This window comes from Methanolinea mesophila (assembly GCF_017873855.1).
GTDB classification, from domain to species: Archaea; Halobacteriota; Methanomicrobia; order Methanomicrobiales; family Methanospirillaceae; genus Methanolinea_B; species Methanolinea_B mesophila.
The window spans coordinates 1542830-1565590 of the sequence record NZ_JAGGKR010000001.1 but is presented as its reverse complement, the minus strand read 5'-3'; the positions used below and the strand labels follow the sequence as shown (position 1 = coordinate 1565590).

Here is a 22761-nt window from a genome sequence, read left to right as displayed (position 1 = left end):
TCATACAATTTTGGAAAAAATGATTCCCCCATTCATCGCAATTAACAAAATCATGAATATCCAAAATATTGTAAAAGCAATAGGCAAAATATATAAAACCTTCCTCATTTGGAAACCCCCAATGTTTTCTGGGTAGATAAACGGAATTTCTAATTTATTTGATAATTGATTCACTTCATTTTTCCAATATTTTATATATTCACTACTTCTATCTTGCGTTAATAGCCATGCTAATGCAATTAATAAGCCCAAAATAACAATTGCCAATTGTAGTAATGGCATTTGGACCTGAGTTAATGTTAATGCGACGATACTTATTGCTAGAAGAAAAAAATTTGTTCTATTGCAATTCAATTGTGACTCTGATTGCTGAATCTCGACAAGCATTTTTATACTTGTTATCTCATTTTCTCTGTTTTTTATGCTTGAAAATTTTTCATCATCCACAGTATATCCTTTTTTTATTTTAGTTATTAATTAAATATTTTGATTCATTTGAAGCGTACAATTCAATAATTTTAAGATTCTTTCTTTAACTCGAAAAGGAATAATTTTAATTCTTCACTAAAAATGAGAAATGTGATATTTACCGTTTTTTTATTGAAATTTCAGGCATATCAAGGGAATATTCTTCATCCATTCGATGCAATTGTTCGCGAATAATTTGTCTCATCTCAAAGGCTGGACGGAAACAAAATTCCTCAAATTCAGTACGATTAACATCATCAATTGATCTGACATTTGGAAAAAATAATTTTAAAAATCCTGTTGCCATTCTCGCTATTGCAGTAGCATCCCTTTTATCTGATTTCTTGGGAATTTCTAAAATTGAGTCCACAACTGATGCCGAAATTGTGTCTGTTCTTAATGAATGTAAAATTTCAGAAAAGAATTCTGAATTAATGGCATAACCCTTCCCAATACTACCGACTTGAATTCTTGGTAATTTCCAACCCTCAATAAATCCGTGAAAGCGATCAATAAATGCTGCTTCACGCATGAATGGAGGTAATGATTCGAAGAAGTTCTTATTAATCGGTTTTCCCAAATCGTTTATTGGAATATTCCCTAAAATAATGAAACCAGCATCTGCTTCACCTGGAATAGAAGCTATTCGAAATTGACCCGATTCAAGATATCCTTTTAAAGCACCGATAACCTCATCGGGATTGCTACCAAACGTAATTGTTTGTATTTCATCGAGAGCAATATAATCAAAACGGGTGATAAGTCCTCTTTTCTTTCTACTAATATCATAAAATAATTGTGCTCGACTTACCGAACCTCCACTAACTAACCAGCCATATTTGCTTAACCGTCCGAAAACATAGGATTTTCCGGTCCCCTTTGATGCAAGTTCAATTAAATTTATCCGAGGTTCAACAAATGGCAATAATCTGGAAATCATCTTTATTTTTTGATCAAGAAGTGAGTACCCCTCCGGATCATATTCCATATTTTTCAATAGAAAATCAATCCATTCATACGTCGATGAAAATTTTAATCTGGCTTGTCTATAATAATCGATGTTTGCATGATAAGGTCTGAATGGTGTGAATTCTTTCAACACAATTTTACCATCTTTTTTCTTTTTATCAGGCGGAGAGTAAATTAATTCTCCAACACCCCACATCCCTCCGTTGAGTAATTCCGGGCATTTATCAATAATAGAGGCATCAACGCTTCCTTCTTTTCCAATAATATCCAGAATTGGAATTTCTAAATAATCTTCATTCGAACGAATGTCTGGAATCACGCGGAAATTGGTTAGTAATTTTATACGTTCTCGGCTATTCTTTATTCTAAATTTTATTTCTTCTGCCTTACTTTTATCAGGAAGATAACTATCGAGGAATCTCTGAAGAGCGAGCGTTTCTAATTTTTCATCGTGAGAGAATTTGCTAATCAACCAATCCGAAACGAATGAGGGAAGCGCTCTCGAGGTAAGAATACCTGTTTTGGTTAATTTTTTATTTACTGCCTCCCCGGGGAAGATATCTATTATTTTATAATCGAGTTCATTAAGTTTATACTCATTTGCTTCCTTTGAATCATCAAGAGAAAAAGGGATTAACTGATTTTCTTCTTCCCGATTTTCATCATTCATTTAAAAGACCTCTTATAAATTAAAAGCATCATCAAAACCTGTTTTTTCTGATCCCGATTTGAATTCAAGTCGTGCAAAGGTGATAATAGTTTTATTAAAGATCAATAGTAATTCGTTTTTTCCATTTTTAAGACCGTTTTCTCGAAGAAATTTAATTGGCAAAGTAATAGTTTTTGATTCAAGATACCTAGGAGGTATTGAATTTTTTAAACCATTATTGATTTTTAATTCAATTTCTTTTATTGTTATTTCGATATTTCCTTTTATTTTTACTTTCAATTCTTCATCAAGAGCAGAGTATGATTTTTTCTCAATAGTTACATAGAGCTGTTCGTATTGATCATTTATCTCAGGAGGAATGCATAAAAGGGCTGTGCAGAGCATTTCTTCGATCGTACCGCCGCCATGTGCCTCTCCCTGGGGGGTTGTATCGCCTAAATTATCGTAATTTAAAGAAATCGCGTAACTACGAGTAGTTGAATCTTTTTCAATATACACTGATTCATTCTTAATTTTTTTTACTGGGTCTATTACCCCATATCTGCCACCATGTTCTTTTTTCTTTATATATGTGTATTTTTTAGGCTTCCCTTTTCTAGCGAATACGGTGGCCCCATGATCAGATATTATCCAAAGAGGTGTATCTCTTCCTCGATAATATTGATGAATATAATCAACTATATTTTCCAAAATACCTATTTCATCTACAATACTGAAAGGATATTGATAGAATTTATGTTGATTTTGATCAAACTCATTAATTTTCTCCAAATAATCCTTTATCGGGAAATGCGTAGTGTCGCTAGGCAATTCTGAAATAATTGGCTGGATTTTATTGATCTTCCATCCTTTCATTTCAAATAATTTTTTTAAAACCATTCCCCATTCATATCCCGCACCATCAATAAGGATAAATTCCTCTTGTCGAAACTGATCAACAATATTCTTATTTGAGATCTTTGGAATTTTTCCCAGCTTCAACACACTGATGAAATCACTCCAATGATCAATAAGACTTTTTTGCATTTCTAAAATCGCATCATTAGGAGAATCAAATATTAATTTTGAGAGGATGTAGTTGCTGATATACACGTTTACGAAAGAATCGAAATCTTCTATTATCAAAGGCCAATTATCAGATTTACTTAAGCCACATTCAACGTAAGTGGATAAAGCAGGCCAAATTTGTTGAAGAATTTCAAATTTCTCTTGATTTAATCCATTGGAATCTTTTAAAAAACCAATAATGCATTTAAGTAGGGCATGTCTTTCGAAATCGAATACGCAGGTTATTCTATCATATAATTCATCCGGGGGTAATGATTCCTCCATTTCTTGGAACTTTTTTTTCAATGTTCCTTTATCTGTTTCAAATAATGGATTAGAGAACTGTAATAATAACTCTCTTCTCTCTTTCAATTCGTTGATAAATTCGATTTCCTGATTCAATCCTTTTTGATAGATATTGTCTAACAGAGACTCAGGATCATCAGTATTTCGAATTATATTTTTAAAAAAAATCGAATCGAATTGTTTAGATTTTGCTTCGTTAAGCCAAAACCATCTTTTAATAACAGCATCTGCATTTGTTTCCCCATTCCATAATTGAAATACTAAATTTTCGAAGTTTATTGGATTACCCAATATCCTATTTACAATACTATCCCAACTTTTAATTTCACCTTTAATAGTCAAAATTGATAGAATTCTTTCTAATATCTCTTTCGTTGGATTTATATTAAAAACACTTGTAGGAATTTTATATTCAAACGCTATATAATCTTTAATATCATTAATTAGATATTTCTTTATTCTAGGGACAGAAATACCAGTTTTTTCAATAGCGTTTATTATTTTCTCATTTTGGATTAATAAATTGTTTAATTCTGCAATTTCCCCTGTTTCCCAGAGATTTAACCAAGATTTTTGGGAAGTAATAGAGATATAATTTTTGGCTGGGATACTTCCGGATTTATCCAAGATTATTTCTACTGCTGAATCTTCGTTATCCGAAGATACTACAGAAAAAACTTCGGCCATTCTGTCTTTATGAAGAAACTGATTAAAAAATGCTTGATAATTACTGTAAAAATCTAACATTGGCACAATTAATTTTGAAGATTCGGATTGAACCAATGATAGAAAAATAAAGTCACTAATTTTCCGATTTCTCTCATTAATATTACAGATTCTGATATATTCCGTAATTGGGAGAATCATAAGTGGATCTCGTTTTGATGCTTTTAGCGCATTGTTAAACCATGTTTGAATTTTGTAACAAGACAGGTCATCAGATTCGTCAATAATTGAGGTAAGTAAAGATCTATCCCATGGAGCCTGTTCTAAAAATTCTTTATATTCCTTTTTCGAATTAAAAAAAATAATTGATGAAGGGAATCTAACAGAACTTAGATATTGAGGCTTTTTTTCTGAATATTTTGCAGTTAATACCTTTATTAACTGTTTCGATGATTCTATTTCGATTAATAATTTTTTATTCATTCTTCAGTTCCTCTAAAACCTTTATCAATTTATTAATGATTTTTTCGTCATTTTTTTCCAATTTTAGGTGTTCATTGGATTTCAAAATGTCTTTTAATTGTTTCAAGAATAGACGGGGCTCTGATTTCAGAAGTGATGTTGTCTGGCCTTCCCAAGTGGAAATATCTATATGTAAATTTAATTTAAATTTTACAATATCATCAAGATTCCGAGTATCTCCTTTACTGTTTTGAACGATTAAATCATAATAATACGTATTTTCTGGTTTTATTGAATCGTCAAAATATTCATTTGATGTTCCATCAAGACTGACTAATTTCTTTAACGATTTTAGAGATTTTCCTTTCTTTAATTCAAAATTAACGATTTCATAACCTTTTTCATATGTTTGCCAGCTGAGTAAAACTCCTCCCTCCTTCTCTTTACACAATAATTTTGGTAATGGTATTTCTGGTAAAAATTGTACATTACCAATTCTTGCCTTCTGACCTTCTCCGTTCTCATTTCCAGCGGAAATAAAATAAACATAATTTATGCCATTTTGTATACCTTTGTCAATATAATTTAAATGTTCTGGGGATATTGATGAAATTAATTTTAGGTCCCCTTCTTGTTCTTGTCGATAGATATAAAATTCTTTAACTGATTCCTTTCCAGAATCGGGATATTGCCAGGATAGACGCACTGATTTTTTCTCAACAGATAAATTTGAATTAATAGGCATGGATGGCGGCTTATTAGTAATTAATTGGATTTTTTGAGATATTATTCCGCTTCCTCTTTCTCCTGCTGAATTTTTTGCAGACAATCGATAATAATACCATAAATGTGGTTGAACCTCATAATCCGTATAGTCTGATGTTTCTTGTGAAATATCCTCTCGTAACGAAGTTAAATGAGTTGGTGAAGTACCACGAAATAAATCATAAGAAGTGATCGCATATTCCTTTTTAGGAATTTCCCAGGATAAATGGATACATTCTTCTCTAGGAATAATACTAACAGGGATATCAGGGGGAGCTCGGAGAACCTTTAATGAAATAATATCACTTGGTTCACTCTTCCCCATTCGATTTTCAGATATAATCCTGTAATAATACTTATTTCCGGGTTTTGTGGTTCGATCGACAAATCGTGTAATCGTTCCTTTTTCCTTTGCTATCAAATAAAACTGAATTTGATCCTCACTTCTTTCGATTATATAATTCGTTGGAATCGGATCATCCGGCGGAGGAATATCCCAAACCACAATAATTCCTTCTGATTCTTGGTAAGCGTTAACGTTAGACGGGCTTCCCGGAGGGTGAGAATGGGTTGCAAGAAATGATAATTTTTCGAAAATAATTTTCTCATCCCAGGACCACGGGTCTTTATGCAATTCATTTTTTAAATCTTCAATCAATTTATCTAATGGATCGTATTGAATTAAGAGTTGTGGATAGTGCGTTTGTAAAAACTGATTAAATCCACGGTAAGCCATTTCTTTAGTTACAATTTTTGTCCAAATTTGTTTATCGTGACTTTCTAAAGTATCGATATTATCCAATAAAGAATCAATATCGTGTTCAGAAATAATTCTATCTGCGTTTGAATCAATTAAAAAGGTCTGAAGAGTATTGAAAATTTTTTCGAGGGTTTCTTTCTTTTTCCCGGTCTGAGAGTAAGGAATTGTCCATAATGGCAAATTAAAATTCAAATTTACTTGCTCTCTTATCCTCACAAGAACTTCGTTAATCGATGTTTTTACTTCTGACCCTAAGCCAAAAATATTTATCAATTTTCTAGATAGTTTTAATTCGTCAAAAGAGCCATATCGGATTTTTTGGTCATTACTTGGAGTTTTAATCACATTATTAATTGCTTCAATAATTTTGTTGTTATCTTTTGATGCAGTTTGATTTCCTAATTGAACTTCTAATCTTCCTTCATTGATATATTCAGCCAATGAATATGTTATAATTAATGATTCTATCCATCCACATAGACCATATGGCGGTTTTTCTAAATTCAATGTATCAATAAGGGATCTAAGTGAAATCCAGGTTCCGTTATGATCATCCACATATTTCTTAATATTTGAAACTATTTCATAAAGTGATGAATTCTTAACGTAGGGCTGTTCGATTTTTAAAAGGAGATTTGTATCTATCAATGGGTTTTCATCAATATCTTTAAATAAATCGACAAATCTTCTTACATAATTTGTTTTATGTTCTTCTATCAGTTTTCGACCACTTTTTTTCCCGTAATATTGAATTAATTCTCCACTACTACTTTTAGGGGATCCCCAAAAATAATCATAAACTACAAAATCAAACCCACGGTAGTAAATATCATTGATATGTTGTTTTAAAGAACCAATACCATGTGGTCTCGATTCAGATGCTCCCCTAAAATAAATCATTGAACGATTCAATTCGGTTATTAATAGTTGTTCAGCTGATTCAATTTGTTGAGCCGCTTGATTTTTCATTGTCTGATTCGAACGTTGTTGCCCGATTAATGAAATAGCTTGACCCTCGAGCCATCTATCATAAATTTTATCAAAATTTCCCTCATAAGAAATAAAAATTGAATTTTTAAAATGTGAAGACAATTTGACTAATTTATTTCTGGAAATATCGAATTCGCCAATTTTTAAGGGTATAAACACGAAGATGTTTAATTTACTCTCATTTTCATAATTACTAATCTGATTTTCTATCTTTTCAATTTGTTTTATTGAATTAATTATAATGTTAGCATGATTATTTTTAATTCTGGGTGAGTCATTCGTTTCAATTTTTATTTTAGCGATAATTTTTTGATTAATTGTTTTTAATAAATCATCGAATCCTTTTTTCTCCTTCAAGTCTTCAATATATTTTCTTATTTCTTCATCATCATATCCCCCGAATCTCGTTTTATAAATTGTTTTTTTAGATTTATCGTCGAAATAATCTAAAAGAATAGATTTGGTTGTAAGTTGTTGTAATATCGCCTCAGGCTCATTGATTTCAGTAAATGCAAGAGCTTTTAAAATATTATTTTTTGTTGTCAATAAAGAGGATGTTAAGCTTTGTGCGTGCAGCATCTCTAGAATAACGACTATTTTAAATACCTTCTCCGCTTCCTTCCCTTGGATTTTTACTATATCATAATAATGTTGAAAAGCGTTAAGCGGTTTAATCATATTTGCATCTGCAATGGGATCAAATTGATGATCAGCTAAATCGTTGTAGAAGAAATCAAAAATTTGATCGAGGGTATACCAAGAAATTTTACTTTCCCCTGGTTCCATTTCCAAAAATCGAGCAAACCCTAATTTCTTTCCAAAAGAAATTTTTTCTTCCGATTTTGAGTGGATTAATTCAAAAATACTCCTTTCTGCCGATCCTATAAGATCTGCTATCTTTGTGGCAACAAGGACGGAATATGGATGCAGAGGAAAGGTTCTTCTTAAAATATCAAGCTCACAAAAAGTATCGGAAAAAATTTCAGTATATAGAATATCTATTTCTTTTTTCACGTCATTAGAAAAGCCATGTTTTTCTAAAAATTCAGAGAATTCTTGTTTTTTTTCAATTTGAAGAGTATTAGCAATTAGGTGATAAGTTGTAACCTGCTCCATAACCATTGAAGAAATTTTAAATCTATCTGAAATTTTTGCCAAACTATCGTTAATTAGTTCGTAGCGTCCTCTAAGTGCTTCTGGACTTTGATGGCTAACTAAAAAAAGAAAAATATTCGAATCTGATTTTTCTGCCCATGTTTGTATTTGTGCAAGCAGATTTGCATCATTATATTTTCCAGCCGTATTGAAAACTGTTGTAAATTCATCCCAAAAAATAATAATTCCTAGTATAGAACGATCAATCTTTTGTAATTCCTGTAAAACCGAGTCGTAATAGCCCAATGTATCGCAATGGCGAGGCGATGGAATATCCCAATCGCTAAAAATTTTTTTAATCATTTCGATTGAATCCAAATTTCGATCTTTAAGTGCACTTTTTAATTCTTCAATTGAAGAAAAATCTGATTTTTGTTGAATACTGACTGATATAACTTCAAGTAAAGAGGCATTTGAAGGATCCTTTGAGAGATTTTCAAGCCATAAATAATATTTTTCAAATTCCGTCTTTTCTTGAATTTGATCTAAAAATTCATTCTCTCGAAGGGCCCTTTCGAGACCAATTTGGAGATGATATTCAAACGATTTTGTATCAGATACATCATTTGAATCTCTTCCTGACAATATCACTGGAAAATATCTATTCTCTTGTCGAAATTGATATAAAATATTTCCTGGAATTTCTAATTCATTTTTGGCTCTTAAAAGTAAATCCTGAATTGTATCATGTTTATCCCATAACAAATGACTAAGAAATGCTGTTGCGTGTGATTTACCAACACCATATTTACCTGTTAGAATTATTGCTTTTTTATTTGCATTATTTTCGGGGTAGAAGATATACTCTATTGATTCAAGAATTTTTTTGAAAGAATTAGTTAAAATGAATCTTCTCCATATTGTGTCCTTGTATATATCATCTTCTAAACTAAAAACGTCCTTAAAATTTTCGTCTAAAGAAATGTAATTTCCATATTTTTCTTCTACCATAATAGTCCATAGTTTTTTTTAAAAATAAGTGTATTGAATTTTATTTCATTTCTAAATATTCGTCTATAATTTCTAACAGAGAGATTTTATCGTTTAAATTGACATTATCCAAATTTCCTGAAAATTCGACTTGAATATAATTAGGATATTGTGAAGATAATCTTGTAAGGGCCGTTTTAATCATGTTATAGTCAAGGCCATAAATCCAGTAGGGAGTTACATCTTTATTCTTAATAAATTCACTAACAACCAACTGTTTACGCTGGACTTTTTCGGAGTACTGATAAATAGTATACAATATCGCCAAATCTGGAACCTTAATTGCAATCCCCTTTGAATAATACTTTTCATAACCTTTTTTCGATTCACTTCCTTGATTCAATTCTTCCCCGAGAGGCGTTTTTTTAAGTGTGGCAAGAAGTGAATTAATCGCATTTTCATCTGTTCTATTAAACTCGGTTTGTCCCCGAAATTCAGCTAACGATTTTATTAAACCCTGTCGAGTAAAAGAACCATTAATATTCGTTATAAACCAATGAATAAGAGGAGATTCTTCAGCGAGATTAGACCAAATAACAGACCAAAGAAATAGATCATCAATATTAACTATTTTCATTAATTTTTTTCCTAACTCTGTTGGTTGTTCATTTTCATATAACCGTGAATCCTTCAACCACAATTTCAAGGCCATAATTTGACGATTTCCTAGACTACTATCTTTTTCATTCTGCCATTTTTTATTTTGCAGAAATAGTAAAAGCCAGTTCTTATCAAAACCAAATCCTTGATAGCGATTAAAACCTTTTCCTGTCATTTTCTTTACCTTCTGAATTCCTACGTATGTAATAGATTTGGCAACCCAGCACCCCTTTTCCACGTAATTTATGCATTTTTCACAATGATTGCATTTTTTACTATCAATAATAACATTACTATTAATTTTTAATGCACCCGTTGGGCAAACTGCCTCACACGATTGACAATAAACACAATATTCTGATTTATATCCAATTCTTTTTAGAGAATTTAGAAGTTTTATATTGTTATCCGTATTCGAAATGGTAATTTTCCTCCCGCTTTTAGTCTTTTTTTCGACTATTTGGATATATTTACCATCATAATTCAGAATACCATTTTTTTCACTTTTAGTTACTGCTCCCAATGATTGTAACCATGTCCAGAAATCAGATGAGTCATTTTTTAATGAAATTTCTAATTGGTTTTCAAAATTAGAGAATCCCACTCTATTTCCACCAAACTCTAAATCCATTCCTCCACTTCGAGATTTCCATCCCCCCTGATTGATATAATTATTAATGTCCATAATTCCCGCAAATGAAGCGTTCTTTTTTAGAATATCTAAATATGGTTTTATCAATTCACTATGGGTTATCCCTGAAAGATATTCACTCCAATTAGAAGAATATGGACATACCATACATCCAACTCGAGTATAACCACAACGATAGATTTTATTGAAATTTAAGTTCCGGGAAAATATATAGAGAAACACTTCTAAACAAGACCAATTTATTATTGGGCTTATATTCATCTGTAACATATTTTTAGTTCCGTCCTGTAAATTTGCGTACAGGCTTCTTCTTGAACTTTCTTCGTACCTAATACCATCAAAAATCAATACTTTTGGATTTTCAATACCGATAACCTCTTTAATTTTTTTTCGAATAGGTGCTATTTTATAAACCGTATGACACCATCTATTGATCCGACTGGGGGGACCAAATTTTTGCCACGTATCTATTTGAGATTTGTAAAATTTTGCAGTTATAAACTTTATATTTGAGTTTTCATGCATGTATTGCTGAATGAAATTATATGTATATTGACTTTCTAATGTCGTGTCCGCAAATATTAAAAAAAAATCTTTCGGATTAATTGACCTTCGTACCAAATCTGAGAGAACAACCGAATCCTTTCCCCCACTGAATGAAACAGCGATTGCATCAACTGAATTTTTATATTTAACATAGCAATCACGAATAAAATCAATTGAATCATGAGAATAAAAATATATTTTATCCCGATTTTTTTTCAATATTTTCGAAATGTTTATTGGCTCAATTTCTTGTGAATCAACGAACTTTTCAATTTTAAGATTATTATAGAATCCTCCTCCTTTTACCAAGGCAATTTTTTCTCCTTTATAGTAATACGTTCTCCCAGCGGCCCACATTAAGGGTTCCGAACAATTAGGATATTTAAAGCCCAATTCATAAAATTTTAGTAGATCTAATTCCTCATGGAAAACGGGACGAACGGGATAATTTGTGTCTCCTAGATCGGTTGAAAGAATAACACCATTAATATCTGGGTCCCATTTTACGTTAAACATTCAAAATATCTCCGTAAATTTTAACATGTTCTTTTGGAATATTCTTCTTCCTATCTATTTGAGAATTCCTCAATAAATACAATGTCAATCGATTTGAGTCAACGAATTTCCGTCTAATTTTTCTTTATTTTCATCTAAACTGTCGAATTCTCTTTCTCGTTTGTGATGTATGCCGAGAAAAATTAAATTGCATTTTTTCTATAATGAAAAATCCTCCAAAATGGGGTCACTAGGTACCGCGAAAGTAAATTCCCTCCCCCCTAACCCCCCAATCTCGTAACTAGTATAATGCCCACCCCTCCAACCTCATCCACTGCAGCTCCATCTCCACCGATTCCCAAAAACAACCTCCGCAAACCACCCCCCACCACCTACTCCCCCGACACCCCAACCAGCACATTCCGTACTCGGGGCCCATCGAACTCGCAGAAGTATATCCCCTGCCAGGTCCCGAGCGCCAGGCGGCCATCGATCACCGGCACCATGAGGGAAGATCCCATGAGCGAGGCCTTGATGTGGGCATCGGAGTTCCCCTCGGCATGGCGGTAATTTCCCTTCTCCGGGACCAGGTGAGCAAGACCGGCGAGGATGTCCCTGGCGACGTCCGGATCGGCGTTCTCGTTGATGGTAAGGCCAGCCGTGGTATGCGTCATGTATACATGACATGCCCCGTTCTTTACCGCCGATTTTGCCAGCTCGTCGGAAACAAGGCCCGTGATATCGATGAACTGGGTCCTCGAAGAGGTTTTGACTTCAATCTTTGTCCACTTCATGTCAGATCCTATGATGGTTTCGTTGTCAATCAAACCACCGTCTACACTTTCGGTGGCACCCACGATCCTTCAGGGCGGTTTCCCTTCGTCCTCGTCCACATCATCAACATATCGACTCGATATCTCGAACAAGCTCACAAAAAGAAACATTTACCCTCTCGGCGGCCTCCTCGGCTTCTTCTGCTGGAACGGGACGACTGCATTCCTCGAAGCCTAGGCCACCTCCCAATATAATACGACACAGTAGTGAGAGAAACGTCTACCCTCATCGACCACATCGACCAAGTCTATAAAGTAATCATCGAACAACCTGATGCATGTCCCAGTTGGAAACAGCATAATGCAATAATAATTCTCCAAACTCAGCATAACAACGAAATGATAACTCTTATAGAGAATTGAACCGACCTCATTGGTTAAACAAAAAATATGGGAATGAATTTGTTTGTATATTGGAGGAATACATGAGAGATCGGACTAAAGTCTTTATGGTGCGAGCCGGACGTGATGGAGAGGATGAAGAATATGTCCTTAATCACAACCTGGCGATGATTGGTTTTAGAGAATTTCCTTCATTAGAAGGTAAGAAGGAATATAACGAAGTATACAACCTTATCCAAGAAACGAACCCCGATCTTAAACCTCGAACCATAGGTAACTTTGCCGGGCAGCTTGGAAATTTTGCTATCGCAATGAAGGAAGGGGATATCGTTGTTCTTCCTCGGAAACTAACATCACAAGTTGCATTAGGAAAAGTAATAGGTCCTTATCGTTACCTTAAAATTGATAACGAATATCGCCATACACGAGCAGTCAAGTGGATCCGCCCTGAAATCGCCCGAACTGTGTTCCTTCAAGACCTGCTTTACTCATTTGGTTCGGCCCTTACAGTTTGTAATATCTCTCGAAATGATGCAGAAAGACGGATTGAAGCAGTGTTAAATGGCAAACCAGATCCCGGTTTTTTGGGTGAAACGAGTAATCGACTGCAAGGTGCCACGTTCCCTATTGAAGAGGAAGAGTCAAGTTCACCGAATCTTGCGGATCTTGCACACGATCAAATTGTCTCTCGAATTCAAAGTCGCTTTTCTGGACATGCACTTGCTCGATTAGTAGAAGCCGTCCTGAAGGCTGAGGGATGGACTACGAAATTTTCACCTGCAGGACCTGATGGGGGAGTAGATATTTTCGCAGGACGTGGTTCATTAGGTCTTGATCAACCACGTCTTTGTGTCCAAGTGAAATCTCAAATAAATCCCTGTGATGTGACGGTTTATCGAACCCTGCAAGGTTCAATGCAGACATTTAAGGCAGAACAGGGATTGTTGGTTTGTTGGGGCGGATTTAATAAAGCAGTCCAAGTTGAATCCAAGCAAGGGTATTTCTCTGTACGACTTTGGGAAAGTCGTGATTTAGTCGAGGCTATTTACAGAAATTATGAACTTCTTCCAGCGGAGATTCAGGCAGAATTGCCTTTAAAACGGGTGTGGATGCTCGTAGTTGATGAGTCGGATGAATGACTCTGATCTGAAACATGATGTCAGAAAGGTGTCGGGCACCTCTGCAATAAACTACGATCCCAGCCCTGGTCATCAAATTCGGAACTACTGAAGAAAAAGATGCATGGATGTAGGAACTGGGCCTTGTGCTGTCTTCAACGCCACAAAGAGCTCTCGATGTCGGGTGCGGGACGGTTGTATTTGCCCTATTATTTGTCCACTCCTGGTCCGATTCATGTCCTCATCCCCTCTTGTTCCGCTTCCGCTCACCCCACCCTCTGCACTTCCGGTGGCTCCCACGATCCGTTCAGGGCGGACTCCTGCGGCCAGTACATACGGATGATAAGCATGAACCTGTCCTGTGGAGCGGGAAGCCAGTTGGACTCCTTGTCGGCACCGGGAGTCGTCTGCTGGATGTAGATATCCAGCGACCCGTCCGGGTTGTAGACCGGATTTCCTGCGTGCGATGATATCGCATACTTGTCCAGAGGATTTTGTACGAACTGGCCATTGATATTGTAGAGTGTGACCGACCAGAACGCGTTCGCGGGCGGGGTGCTGTGGGGGGCAAAGTGGAGCACATAGTTGTTCTGGCCGGAATAGGGGACGCCGGTCGCATTGGCTGCTGACCACCAGTACAGTGCGTCCTCCACGAGGTTTCCGGCTCCGTATCCCGCTGCCAGGCCGGCACGGAGGGCGTAGTTGGTCCCGTAGGCCCCCATGTCAAACACGGCTCTCCAGCCGTGGACTTCGACATCGCCGGGCCATTCAACGGCTGCGGCGTTGACCTGGGCGATACCGTCCGAATAACCCCGGGCGATCGCGTCCTGCATCGTGGCGTTCATGCCGCTCCAATCGAACGGTGCGCCCGGGACGATGCCGATTCGTGCGATCTGGTCGAGGACGGGCGTATCCTCGGGGTAGGGAGGACTGGCTACCATGGCCGTTGCCAGGCGGTCGTAAAACGCATCGGGGGTCATGTTCGCGATATACGCGGCACTCGCGGAAGATAACGAATTCGGAGTCACATTAGACGTTACCGGCACATTGGCCGGCGGCGTGTAGTTCGTGCCCCACGCGGAGAGCGGCGTCAGGGTGACGTTGTCCAGGAAGGCCGCCGTCGCAGGAAGATCGGCGGGACCATCAACCTGTGCCCGGGCGGCGAGCATCACGTAACGTGAAGGGGACTCGATCCTCGTCACGTCCGGGGGGAGCGTGCCGTTCCATCCGGGACCGACGACGGCGAAGTTGCCGGGCCCGTTGCCGGTCGTGCGGGTTCCTACGGACGAGAGATCATACGTCCAGGGATCCTCGAGCATTACGACGTAGTACCTCCCTTCCGAGGAGGGAACGCTCAGCACCACCGGCTCTTCGGTCAGGTCCAGCCACGCCCCGACATAGCTCGCATCGGTGATGGGCCAGGGGGCACGGCTCTGGAACTGGTCGATCGGTACCTGGTATACCCTCACCATCTGGTTGGCGGGTGCGAGGCCCCGCAGGATATCGGGCGCCGTCACTGCGGTCTGGTGCTCCCGGAGGACCTCCATGAAGACGAGGGGATAACCGTAGACGTACGCTGCCGCCGCGATCTGCCGGGCTTCGTCCGGGCTCGGCGGACCAGTCGTGGTGGGAATCGTGATGCCGCCGATCGCCTGGCTGGCAGGCGTTGCCGGGAGGTTCCGGCTTGTACAACCGGCGCACAAGAGTGCGACGATGAGAATAATTACGCCGAATATCAGGAAAAGTCTCATACGGGGTAGTCCCCTTGGTACGGATAAATAGGTTGTGCATGGTGTACCACACGGGAAAGTTCAACCCTCCTGCAATCGATCACTATCTCCTTAATTCACACCCGGGGTGTGCATTCGGGAGACTGAGAGGAGAGAAGGATCTAAGCCCGGTCTCCCTATGCCCTCATTCATTCCCTCTCCTCACAGTTTCTGCGTTCTGGGTTTCATCACCTGGTTAATCCTGAATACATCAGATCAGGATTCCAGGTTACCCGTAACTATGGTACTTCGCGTAATAGCCGGTGTCATATCCGTTATCGTGCACGTACTGGAACACCTCGCTCCCGGTCTTGTCCTTGCCTCCCACGATCACGGCATGCATCTTGACCAATGCGCCCTCCGGCACGCCAGGATCGTCCATCCGGTTGAAGAATACGACCCCGAGAACCGCATCATTTTCGGGGTTTTGCAGGAAGAAAAGTGAGCCTGACAGGTCCTGAAAAAGTGCATTTAAAATCAGCAAATTTATATCCGTTTTCAATCCACGGGAATTATTATCCCCATTGGTAATCAACTTCCGAGGTACTACCTTGAACAAGAAATCGATCCTTATTCTGGCCTTTTTCGCGGCCTTTTGCTTTATTGTCGCTGCTGGCTGCACGGGCGTTCCGACAAACCCGACGCCCGTCCCAAGCGAGACCGTGCACTACCCGACGGTCTCGATCAACACGACCCCCGTCAAGTACGTTCGTGTGAACGGGGTAGACCTGGCGTATCGTGAGTACGGGTCGGGCGGCGAACCGATCCTTCTGAATGAAGGATTCGGAGAAACCCAGGATACCGCGTGGAATGCAACCTTCCTCGGGATCGTTGCGACAAAATACCATGTGTATACCTACGATTACCGTGGGGTGGGATACAGCAACGATACCCCCGGAAACCACACGATCGCAGAGTATGCCGACGATGCGGCGGCACTGATGCAGGCCCTCGGATATTCGAGCATGAATGTGTACGGGCAGTCCATGGGTTCCTGCATCTCCCAGCAGCTCGTCATCGATCATCCCGAACGCGTCAGGAAACTGGTCCTCGACTCCGTCAGCTACAGCATCAGGATTCCCGAGGCCCAGAACCTCTACAACAAAATCGAGGCGGTAGCCAACAATACCACACCGGCATCCCCGGGGATAACGAAAGAAGCCTATGCGTGCCTCGCATGGAACGGGACCTGGAACGGCCTTTCCGGGATTTCCCAAAACACCATGCTCGTCGTCGGGACCGCTGACGTGATTACGCCCCAGGCGATTGCCGTCCAGATGGCAGGCCAGATCAACGGGACGTGGCTCGTCCGGTTCAAGGATCTCCCCCATATCGGGAACCATGAGGCCCCCGTCGAATATGGAGAGAATGCGCTCGATTTCCTCGGGATGAACGAGTCGCCCCCCTATGCCAATCCTTAATCTCTTTTTCCTCGTACACTGCCAACGTGAAAGACCACCCCTCTTCGCCCCCGCACTCACATGCACTAAAGATATATACCCGGCCGGCAAGACCCAGCCAGTACCAGATTGGAGGAGACACAATGATACTACGGTGGCGTAATGTTCTTGGAATCATGGCAATCGTGCTCTGCCTGGCGCTCCCGGGCCAGGCACTCCACATACCGGACGTCGATGAAGGACTGCTCTCCGAACAGGGGTGCTATGTCGGGGCGTATCTCGGAGGGAACCAGGGTGCAAACAACGCCCTCTGCGTGAACTATTTCATGAAGGTCCAGGCGGATCCCTACGAGACCCAGTACCTTGACCATCCCTCGAGTTACGGGGAGCGGCAGGGGACGGGACCTTCCGGCATCGATACCGGGATGGCAACTTTTCGAGGCGACCTCGATGCCATCCAGCCCGGTTCCGGGGCGAAACAGGTCCTCATCTCCCGGTACTACGACATGAACTTCTATCCCGACAACAACTACGGGAAGATCCAGTACGTGGAGAGCGAGGCCCCCTACGTCTGGGCCGAGCGGGTGATCCAGCAGGGCGGCGTCCCGGTGCTCGCCTTTGACCCCTACGCCCTGACCGACAGCACCGGCGTCCTCAATCTCTCCATGACCAGTATGTCGGGCATGACCGGCACGGCCATCCTCCAGGACCTCGCCACGAACCTGAACACCGTCGCGGCGAAGTATCCTGACAAGGACGGGAGGCCTGCCACGGTCATCATCTGGTTCGCCCACGAGTTCAACACCGCCCCCTCGGTCAACCCCGAGGCGAACGACTACGTGGACAGCCCGAACAAGCAGGCCTTCCGGGAGGTCTTCCGCGAGGCCTACGCGATCCTCCACCAGTACGGCGGGGACGGCATCCAGGTGGCCTGGGCCGGCAACATCGCCCAGACCATGGCGGACCGGGAGTACTACTGGCCGCAATATGACACGAACATGAACCCGCTCCCCAACGATTCGGTGGACTGGGTCGGCATGACCTGGTACCCCTGGACGGGCGGCCCGACGACGCTTTCCAGTTTCCAGGGCTTCTACGACTTCTATGCCGTGAACCGCACGCACCCGTTCATCTTCATGGAGACCAGCGCCGACGGCTGGGGAGACCCTGTCGTCGAGGAGACCCTCAAGACCAACCAGGTCACCTACCTCTACAATGCGACCACCCTCTCCGCCTATCCCTACATCAAGGGCATCGTCTGGTTCAACGTGGTGAAGGGAGAGCAGATGACCCCGACCAACCAGGCCCTGGTCACCAAGAACTTCCTCATCCCGGACGGCCAGTGGAACAACCACGGCCAGAGCACGACGGTCGCCGGAGCGGTGTACTCGGCCTCGAACCAGTCCCGGGCCATGCTCCCGCTCTACCCGGCGGCGATGGCCGACCCCTACTTCCTTCCCGTGCCGACCTCTCCCGGTCCCGGGGGTCCGGAGGAGTTCTTCGCTGACTTCACCGCAGCGCCCCGTTCCGGCGATGCACCCCTGACCGTGCAGTTCACTGACACGTCCGGCGGCGACCCGTTCCGCTGGTACTACCAGTTCGGCGACGGGTATACCTCGACCGCACAGAACCCGGTGCACACCTACAAAAACCCGGGCACCTACACCGTCACCCTCTCGATCATGAAACTGGAACATAACAAAGTCACCAGCACCACGACCGAGAAGGTCGGGTACATCACGGTGAGAGGGACGCCGGGAGGGCAGCTCGTGGCGAGTTTCACCGCGACTCCCACGTCCGGAGCCGCCCCGCTCACGGTCAGGTTCACCGACACCTCGACCGGGGACCCGACCGGGTTCCGGTACACATTCGGGGATATCTACGTGTCGTCAAGCCCCGACCCGGTCCATACCTACAAAAAGCCGGGGTCCTACGACGTCCGGCTCACGGTGTGGGCCACCGCCGGCGGGAAACTGACGAGCAACACCACCCTTTGCAGGAACTGTATCACGGTGACGTGAGGCCACCCTTTTTTTTGTTTCGACGGGTTCGACCGGACCCGCCGTACGTCGGGAAGAGTCCCCCTGCCCGTGTCGGGGTTCACACGCCACAATCCGTTACTTCTTCCCCGTCCCTGCGAGCGACCCGAGCAGGCCCCGGATGATCTCTCTCCCGACCTGGCTTCCAATCGCCCTCGCTGCGCTTTTCGCGGCGGCTCCCACCACGTCCGCGGATCCGGAACCCGATCGTTTCGGAGCGTGTGGTCCGGCCGGAGTGGAGGGCCGGGTCTCCTGCACCGCCGCAACTCTGCGCTGCAGTGTCTCGTACGCGGACTCCCGGTCGATGGTCGTTGCATAACGCTCCCGGAGCGGTGATGCAATAACGACCTGGCTTCGCTCCCCGGGCGAGAGCGGCATCATCCTGCTCTCCGGAGGATAGACCAGCGCCCGCGAGACGATGGAAGGACTGCCGGTGGCATCCAGTGTCGAGATGAGCGCCTCGCCGATGCGGAGCGTGGTGATGGCGGCCACGGTATCGAATGCGGGGTTTTGCCGGAGCGTCTGTGCCGCCGCTTTCACCTCCTTCTGGTCTTTGGGGGTAAACGCCCTGAGTGCATGCTGGACCCGGTTCCCCAGCTGGCCGAGGACCGGGTCGGGGAGGTCCACCGGGTTCTGGGTGACGAAAAACACCCCGATTCCCTTGGACCGGATCAGCCGGACGACCTGGACGATCTTCTCCTCGAGTGGTTTTCCGGTGTCCTGGAACAGCAGGTGCGCTTCGTCGAAGAAGAAGACAAGTTTTGGTTTTTCGAGGTCTCCCGCCTCGGGGAACTGCTCGAACAGTTCCGAAAGGAGCCAGAGGAGAAATGTCGAGTACACCACCGGGGACTGGATGAGGCGGTCGGCGGTGAGGATGTTGATCATCCCCCGGCCCGAAGGATCGGTCTTCACGAAATCCATGACATTTAACGCCGGCTCGCCGAAGAAACGGTCTGCCCCGGCCAGTTCGAGGGCAAGCAGGTTTCTCTGGATCGCCCCGACGCTCGCGGGGGCGATGTTCCCGTACCGGGTTTTTAAGTCCTTCGCGTGGTCGCCGCAGTACCGGACCATCGAGGTCAGGTCTTTTAAGTCGAGGAGGAGGAGGCCCTGGTCGTCGGCGACCTTGAAGACCACCGTCAGGACTCCTGCCTGGACTTCGTTCAGGCCAAGGATCCGGGAGAACAGGAGCGGCCCCATCTCGGACACCGTGGTCCTGACCGGCAGGCCGGACTCCCCGTAGACGTCCCAGAACGTGACCGGGTATCCTTCGGGTGAAAAACCGGCGAGCCCGAGTTCCGCGGCCCTTTCGGTGATCTTCGGGTTGTCTCCTCCCGGCTTTGCGAGGCCGGACAGGTCCCCCTTGATGTCGGCGAGGAAGACCGGGACCCCGATCCTGCTGAATTGTTCCGCAAGGACCCGTAACGTGACCGTCTTTCCCGTCCCGGTGGCACCCGCCACGAGACCATGGCGATTCGCCATCGCAGGCAGCATGTAAATGATCTCCTCTCCCTTCGCAAAAGGAATCGGAACCGGACGTTCAGGCATAGTCTCTCACCAAAATATAGTCCATTCATTCAATAAGGTTATCCGGGAGCGGGGAATCCGCTCGGGATCGACGGGCGCGAAAATTTTCGATCGGGGTATCGTTCCGGAATTACTCATGATCGGTTTACTACGATCATCTGTTCATGGGATCCCCTTCACCCCTATTGGTGAAACCGCGAGAAGTACGGGGTGAAATTTAAAAATTCCCTTATCCCCGCCGATTTATTTAAGTAAATTTAATTTTTCGCTCGGTCAGGGTTATAGTGTGACGCCCGAAGAAGATCCGAGTAACCGGATCACTACCATATTACGCGCATATCCCAGGGGACGCAGCATTACCCAGGTTGCACGAGACCTCAATCTGACCAGAAACAGTGTGTCAAAATATCTCTATATGCTCACGGTTTCCGGACAGGTCGAGATGATCGAGAGAGGAAGCGCACGGGTCTATACCATATCGCGCCGTGTTCCCCTGACCACCATGCTCTGTTTCCAGAAAGATGGCGTGGTGATCCTTGATGCCCAGGGAGTCATCGTCCAGGTAAACAGTACCTACGAGACGCTTTGCGGCAGGGGAAGGGATGAACTTCTCGGCATTCCTGTGACAGGTTCAGGGCTGCCCATCATCGACGACCCGGAATTAACCTCCCTGATCGGGCAAAATCACGGTCCCAAGGATTTCTCGAAAAAGTTCTACGACCAGAAACTGGATATTACCCGGTTCTTTAAAGTCAGGATGATACCTTCCGTGTTCGAAGGCGGCCAGTCGGGACTCACGATGATCGCCGAGGACATAACGGAACGGACCGAGTTCGAAAAACGTCTCGAAGAGAGCGAGTCCCGTTACCGTGCGGTGGTCGAGGACCTGACTGACCTGGTGTGCCGGCGGCTCCCCGATGGGACCATCACGTTTGCAAACGTGGCGTTTTGCCGGTATTTTGGTAAATTGCCCGAGGAACTGATCGGGAAAAAATTCCGTCCGAGGATACCCCTCCCCGATCTCGACACCCATGCGGATCCATTCGGAGCGGTCATCGTGCCGAATGCTCTCACGAGCCACGAGCAGAGGGTCCTGTCGGATATCGGGGATGTGCGCTGGATCCAGTGGCACAACCGGACGCTCTGCGACAGTTCGGGCGCAGTGCATGAGATCCAGAGTGTCGGGAGGGATATTACCGGACAAAGAGAGCGGGAAAAAGAGATCCTCATGAATAACTGTGCCATCGCCGCGTCTCCCTATGCCATCGCGCTCTGGAATTCTCCCGGCAGCGTGATCTACACCAATAACGCATTCCGTTCCCTGTTCGGGTATGACGACGAGCTGGAAATCCTGGGAAAGCCGCTCGAGCAGTTTGTCCTGAGGACCCTGGACAATAGCGTATACCATGTGGCGTCTTCTCTCCTGAACGAGGGGAGATGGTCCGGAACCGTTCTTGCCTCCAGGAAAGACGGGTCGGTATTTGAAGCAACCCTCTCCGGCCTGCTCCTGAAGGATGAACGGTATTTCCCCCAAAATGGCGGTATCGGGACCTTTACCGTCGGGGATAAGGTTCAAAAGACCCCGGAACCCGGAAGAGCACAAAAAACGCAGGCTGTAGCAGAAGAGCGCCCCGAACCTCCCGGACCTTCGCCGAAGTTCGAGATCACGGAATATTTCGACCCGATCCCTATGCCGACCTTCAGTCTCGACACTGCAGGAAAGGTCATTGTCTGGAACCGTGCGATGGAGGTCATCACAGGGGTCCGTCGTGAGGAGGTCCGCGGGACGGGCACCTACCGGGAGGTCCTGAAAGGGATATACCCGGAATTACAGCCATTGCTCATCGATATCATCGATACGCCCGAACACGAGCTGCGGGCACGTTATCCGGGAGTTGAACAGTACGGGAACGAATATTATCTCGAACGGTACGTTCCCTCGTTCAGGAATAACCGGGGTGCATACATAAACGAGAAAGCGGCCCGGATTATCGCCCCTTCGGGATCGGTTATCGCCTGTCTCGAGTCGATCCAGGATGTAACCGACGTGAAAAATGCACGAGAATCGCTCATGCGGATGAAGGAGGAGATCGACAGCTCCTTAAACGAAAAAATCCGGCAAATTCTGAATTATAACGGCATCAATGACATTTAGTGGAGTTTCCGGAGAAAAATCGGACAACTTCCGCTATCTG

General features: G+C 43.5%; 13 protein-coding genes. 4 read left to right on the top strand and 9 right to left on the bottom strand.

Going from position 1 to position 22761, the window contains the following annotated elements; translation table 11 throughout:
- The 6 genes from J2741_RS07390 to J2741_RS07365 form a co-directional block, all read right to left on the bottom strand.
- Positions 1-447 (bottom strand): RipA family octameric membrane protein, encoded by a 447-nt coding sequence (locus J2741_RS07390; protein ID WP_209674422.1) that lies wholly within the window; start codon positions 445-447, stop codon positions 1-3.
- Positions 448-586: 139 nt separating this feature from the next.
- Positions 587-2107 carry a BREX system Lon protease-like protein BrxL gene (brxL, locus tag J2741_RS07385; protein WP_209674420.1) on the bottom strand — a complete coding sequence of 507 codons (1521 nt, stop codon included), beginning with the start codon at positions 2105-2107 and terminating at the stop codon, positions 587-589.
- A 12-nt stretch (positions 2108-2119) separates the two neighbouring features.
- Positions 2120-4609: a BREX-4 system phosphatase PglZ gene (gene pglZ / locus J2741_RS07380; protein WP_209674418.1), complete on the bottom strand. Its 2490-nt coding sequence runs from the start codon at positions 4607-4609 to the stop codon at positions 2120-2122.
- On the bottom strand, positions 4602-9209 hold the full coding sequence (locus J2741_RS07375) for a fibronectin type III domain-containing protein (RefSeq protein WP_209674416.1): 4608 nt from the start codon (positions 9207-9209) through the stop codon (positions 4602-4604). Before J2741_RS07375 ends, pglZ begins: the two co-directional genes overlap by 8 nt.
- Positions 9210-9249: 40 nt before the next feature.
- The gene (locus tag J2741_RS07370) at positions 9250-11562 is read right to left on the bottom strand and encodes a phosphoadenosine phosphosulfate reductase domain-containing protein (RefSeq protein ID WP_209674414.1); all 2313 of its coding nucleotides are present in this window, start codon (positions 11560-11562) and stop codon (positions 9250-9252) included.
- Between the two features lie 371 nt (positions 11563-11933).
- Positions 11934-12335, bottom strand: coding sequence for a secondary thiamine-phosphate synthase enzyme YjbQ (locus J2741_RS07365; protein ID WP_209674412.1), 402 nt, complete (start codon positions 12333-12335; stop codon positions 11934-11936).
- A gap of 464 nt (positions 12336-12799) precedes the next feature.
- Between J2741_RS07365 and J2741_RS07360 the strand changes: the two genes are divergently transcribed.
- Positions 12800-13855 (top strand): restriction endonuclease, encoded by a 1056-nt coding sequence (locus J2741_RS07360; protein WP_209674410.1) that lies wholly within the window; start codon positions 12800-12802, stop codon positions 13853-13855.
- A gap of 245 nt (positions 13856-14100) precedes the next feature.
- On the opposite strand, the gene J2741_RS07355 is transcribed toward J2741_RS07360, so the two are convergent.
- Together J2741_RS07355 and J2741_RS07350 are read right to left on the bottom strand one after the other, a co-directional pair.
- Positions 14101-15585, bottom strand: a complete 1485-nt coding sequence (locus J2741_RS07355; RefSeq protein WP_209674408.1) for a DUF1254 domain-containing protein — start codon at positions 15583-15585, stop codon at positions 14101-14103.
- A gap of 247 nt (positions 15586-15832) precedes the next feature.
- A complete protein-coding gene (locus J2741_RS07350; protein ID WP_209674406.1) occupies positions 15833-16087 on the bottom strand; it encodes a hypothetical protein in 255 nt (84 codons plus the stop codon).
- Positions 16088-16154: 67 nt separating this feature from the next.
- Between J2741_RS07350 and J2741_RS07345 the strand changes: the two genes are divergently transcribed.
- Positions 16155-17024 carry an alpha/beta fold hydrolase gene (locus tag J2741_RS07345; protein ID WP_209674404.1) on the top strand — a complete coding sequence of 290 codons (870 nt, stop codon included), beginning with the start codon at positions 16155-16157 and terminating at the stop codon, positions 17022-17024.
- 122 nt (positions 17025-17146) lie between these two features.
- Positions 17147-19024 (top strand): PKD domain-containing protein, encoded by a 1878-nt coding sequence (locus tag J2741_RS07340; protein ID WP_209674402.1) that lies wholly within the window; start codon positions 17147-17149, stop codon positions 19022-19024.
- A gap of 96 nt (positions 19025-19120) precedes the next feature.
- On the opposite strand, the gene J2741_RS07335 is transcribed toward J2741_RS07340, so the two are convergent.
- On the bottom strand, positions 19121-20587 hold the full coding sequence (locus tag J2741_RS07335; protein WP_209674400.1) for a helicase HerA-like domain-containing protein: 1467 nt from the start codon (positions 20585-20587) through the stop codon (positions 19121-19123).
- A 421-nt stretch (positions 20588-21008) separates the two neighbouring features.
- Here J2741_RS07335 and J2741_RS07330 point away from each other — a divergent pair, with 421 nt between their 5' ends.
- Positions 21009-22721, top strand: a complete 1713-nt coding sequence (locus tag J2741_RS07330) for a PAS domain-containing protein (protein WP_209674398.1) — start codon at positions 21009-21011, stop codon at positions 22719-22721.
- Positions 22722-22761 lie beyond the last annotated feature (40 nt).

Coding starts and splice junctions, on each gene's coding strand:
- J2741_RS07355 (WP_209674408.1), bottom strand. CDS start 15,585: ATGAGACTTTTCCTGATATTCGGCGTAATTATTCTCATCGTCGCACTC.
- pglZ (WP_209674418.1), bottom strand. CDS start 4,609: ATGAATAAAAAATTATTAATCGAAATAGAATCATCGAAACAGTTAATA.
- J2741_RS07340 (WP_209674402.1), top strand. CDS start 17,147: ATGATACTACGGTGGCGTAATGTTCTTGGAATCATGGCAATCGTGCTC.
- J2741_RS07375 (WP_209674416.1), bottom strand. CDS start 9,209: ATGGTAGAAGAAAAATATGGAAATTACATTTCTTTAGACGAAAATTTT.
- J2741_RS07360 (WP_209674410.1), top strand. CDS start 12,800: ATGAGAGATCGGACTAAAGTCTTTATGGTGCGAGCCGGACGTGATGGA.
- J2741_RS07330 (WP_209674398.1), top strand. CDS start 21,009: ATGATCGAGAGAGGAAGCGCACGGGTCTATACCATATCGCGCCGTGTT.
- J2741_RS07370 (WP_209674414.1), bottom strand. CDS start 11,562: ATGTTTAACGTAAAATGGGACCCAGATATTAATGGTGTTATTCTTTCA.
- brxL (WP_209674420.1), bottom strand. CDS start 2,107: ATGAATGATGAAAATCGGGAAGAAGAAAATCAGTTAATCCCTTTTTCT.
- J2741_RS07335 (WP_209674400.1), bottom strand. CDS start 20,587: ATGCCTGAACGTCCGGTTCCGATTCCTTTTGCGAAGGGAGAGGAGATC.
- J2741_RS07365 (WP_209674412.1), bottom strand. CDS start 12,335: ATGAAGTGGACAAAGATTGAAGTCAAAACCTCTTCGAGGACCCAGTTC.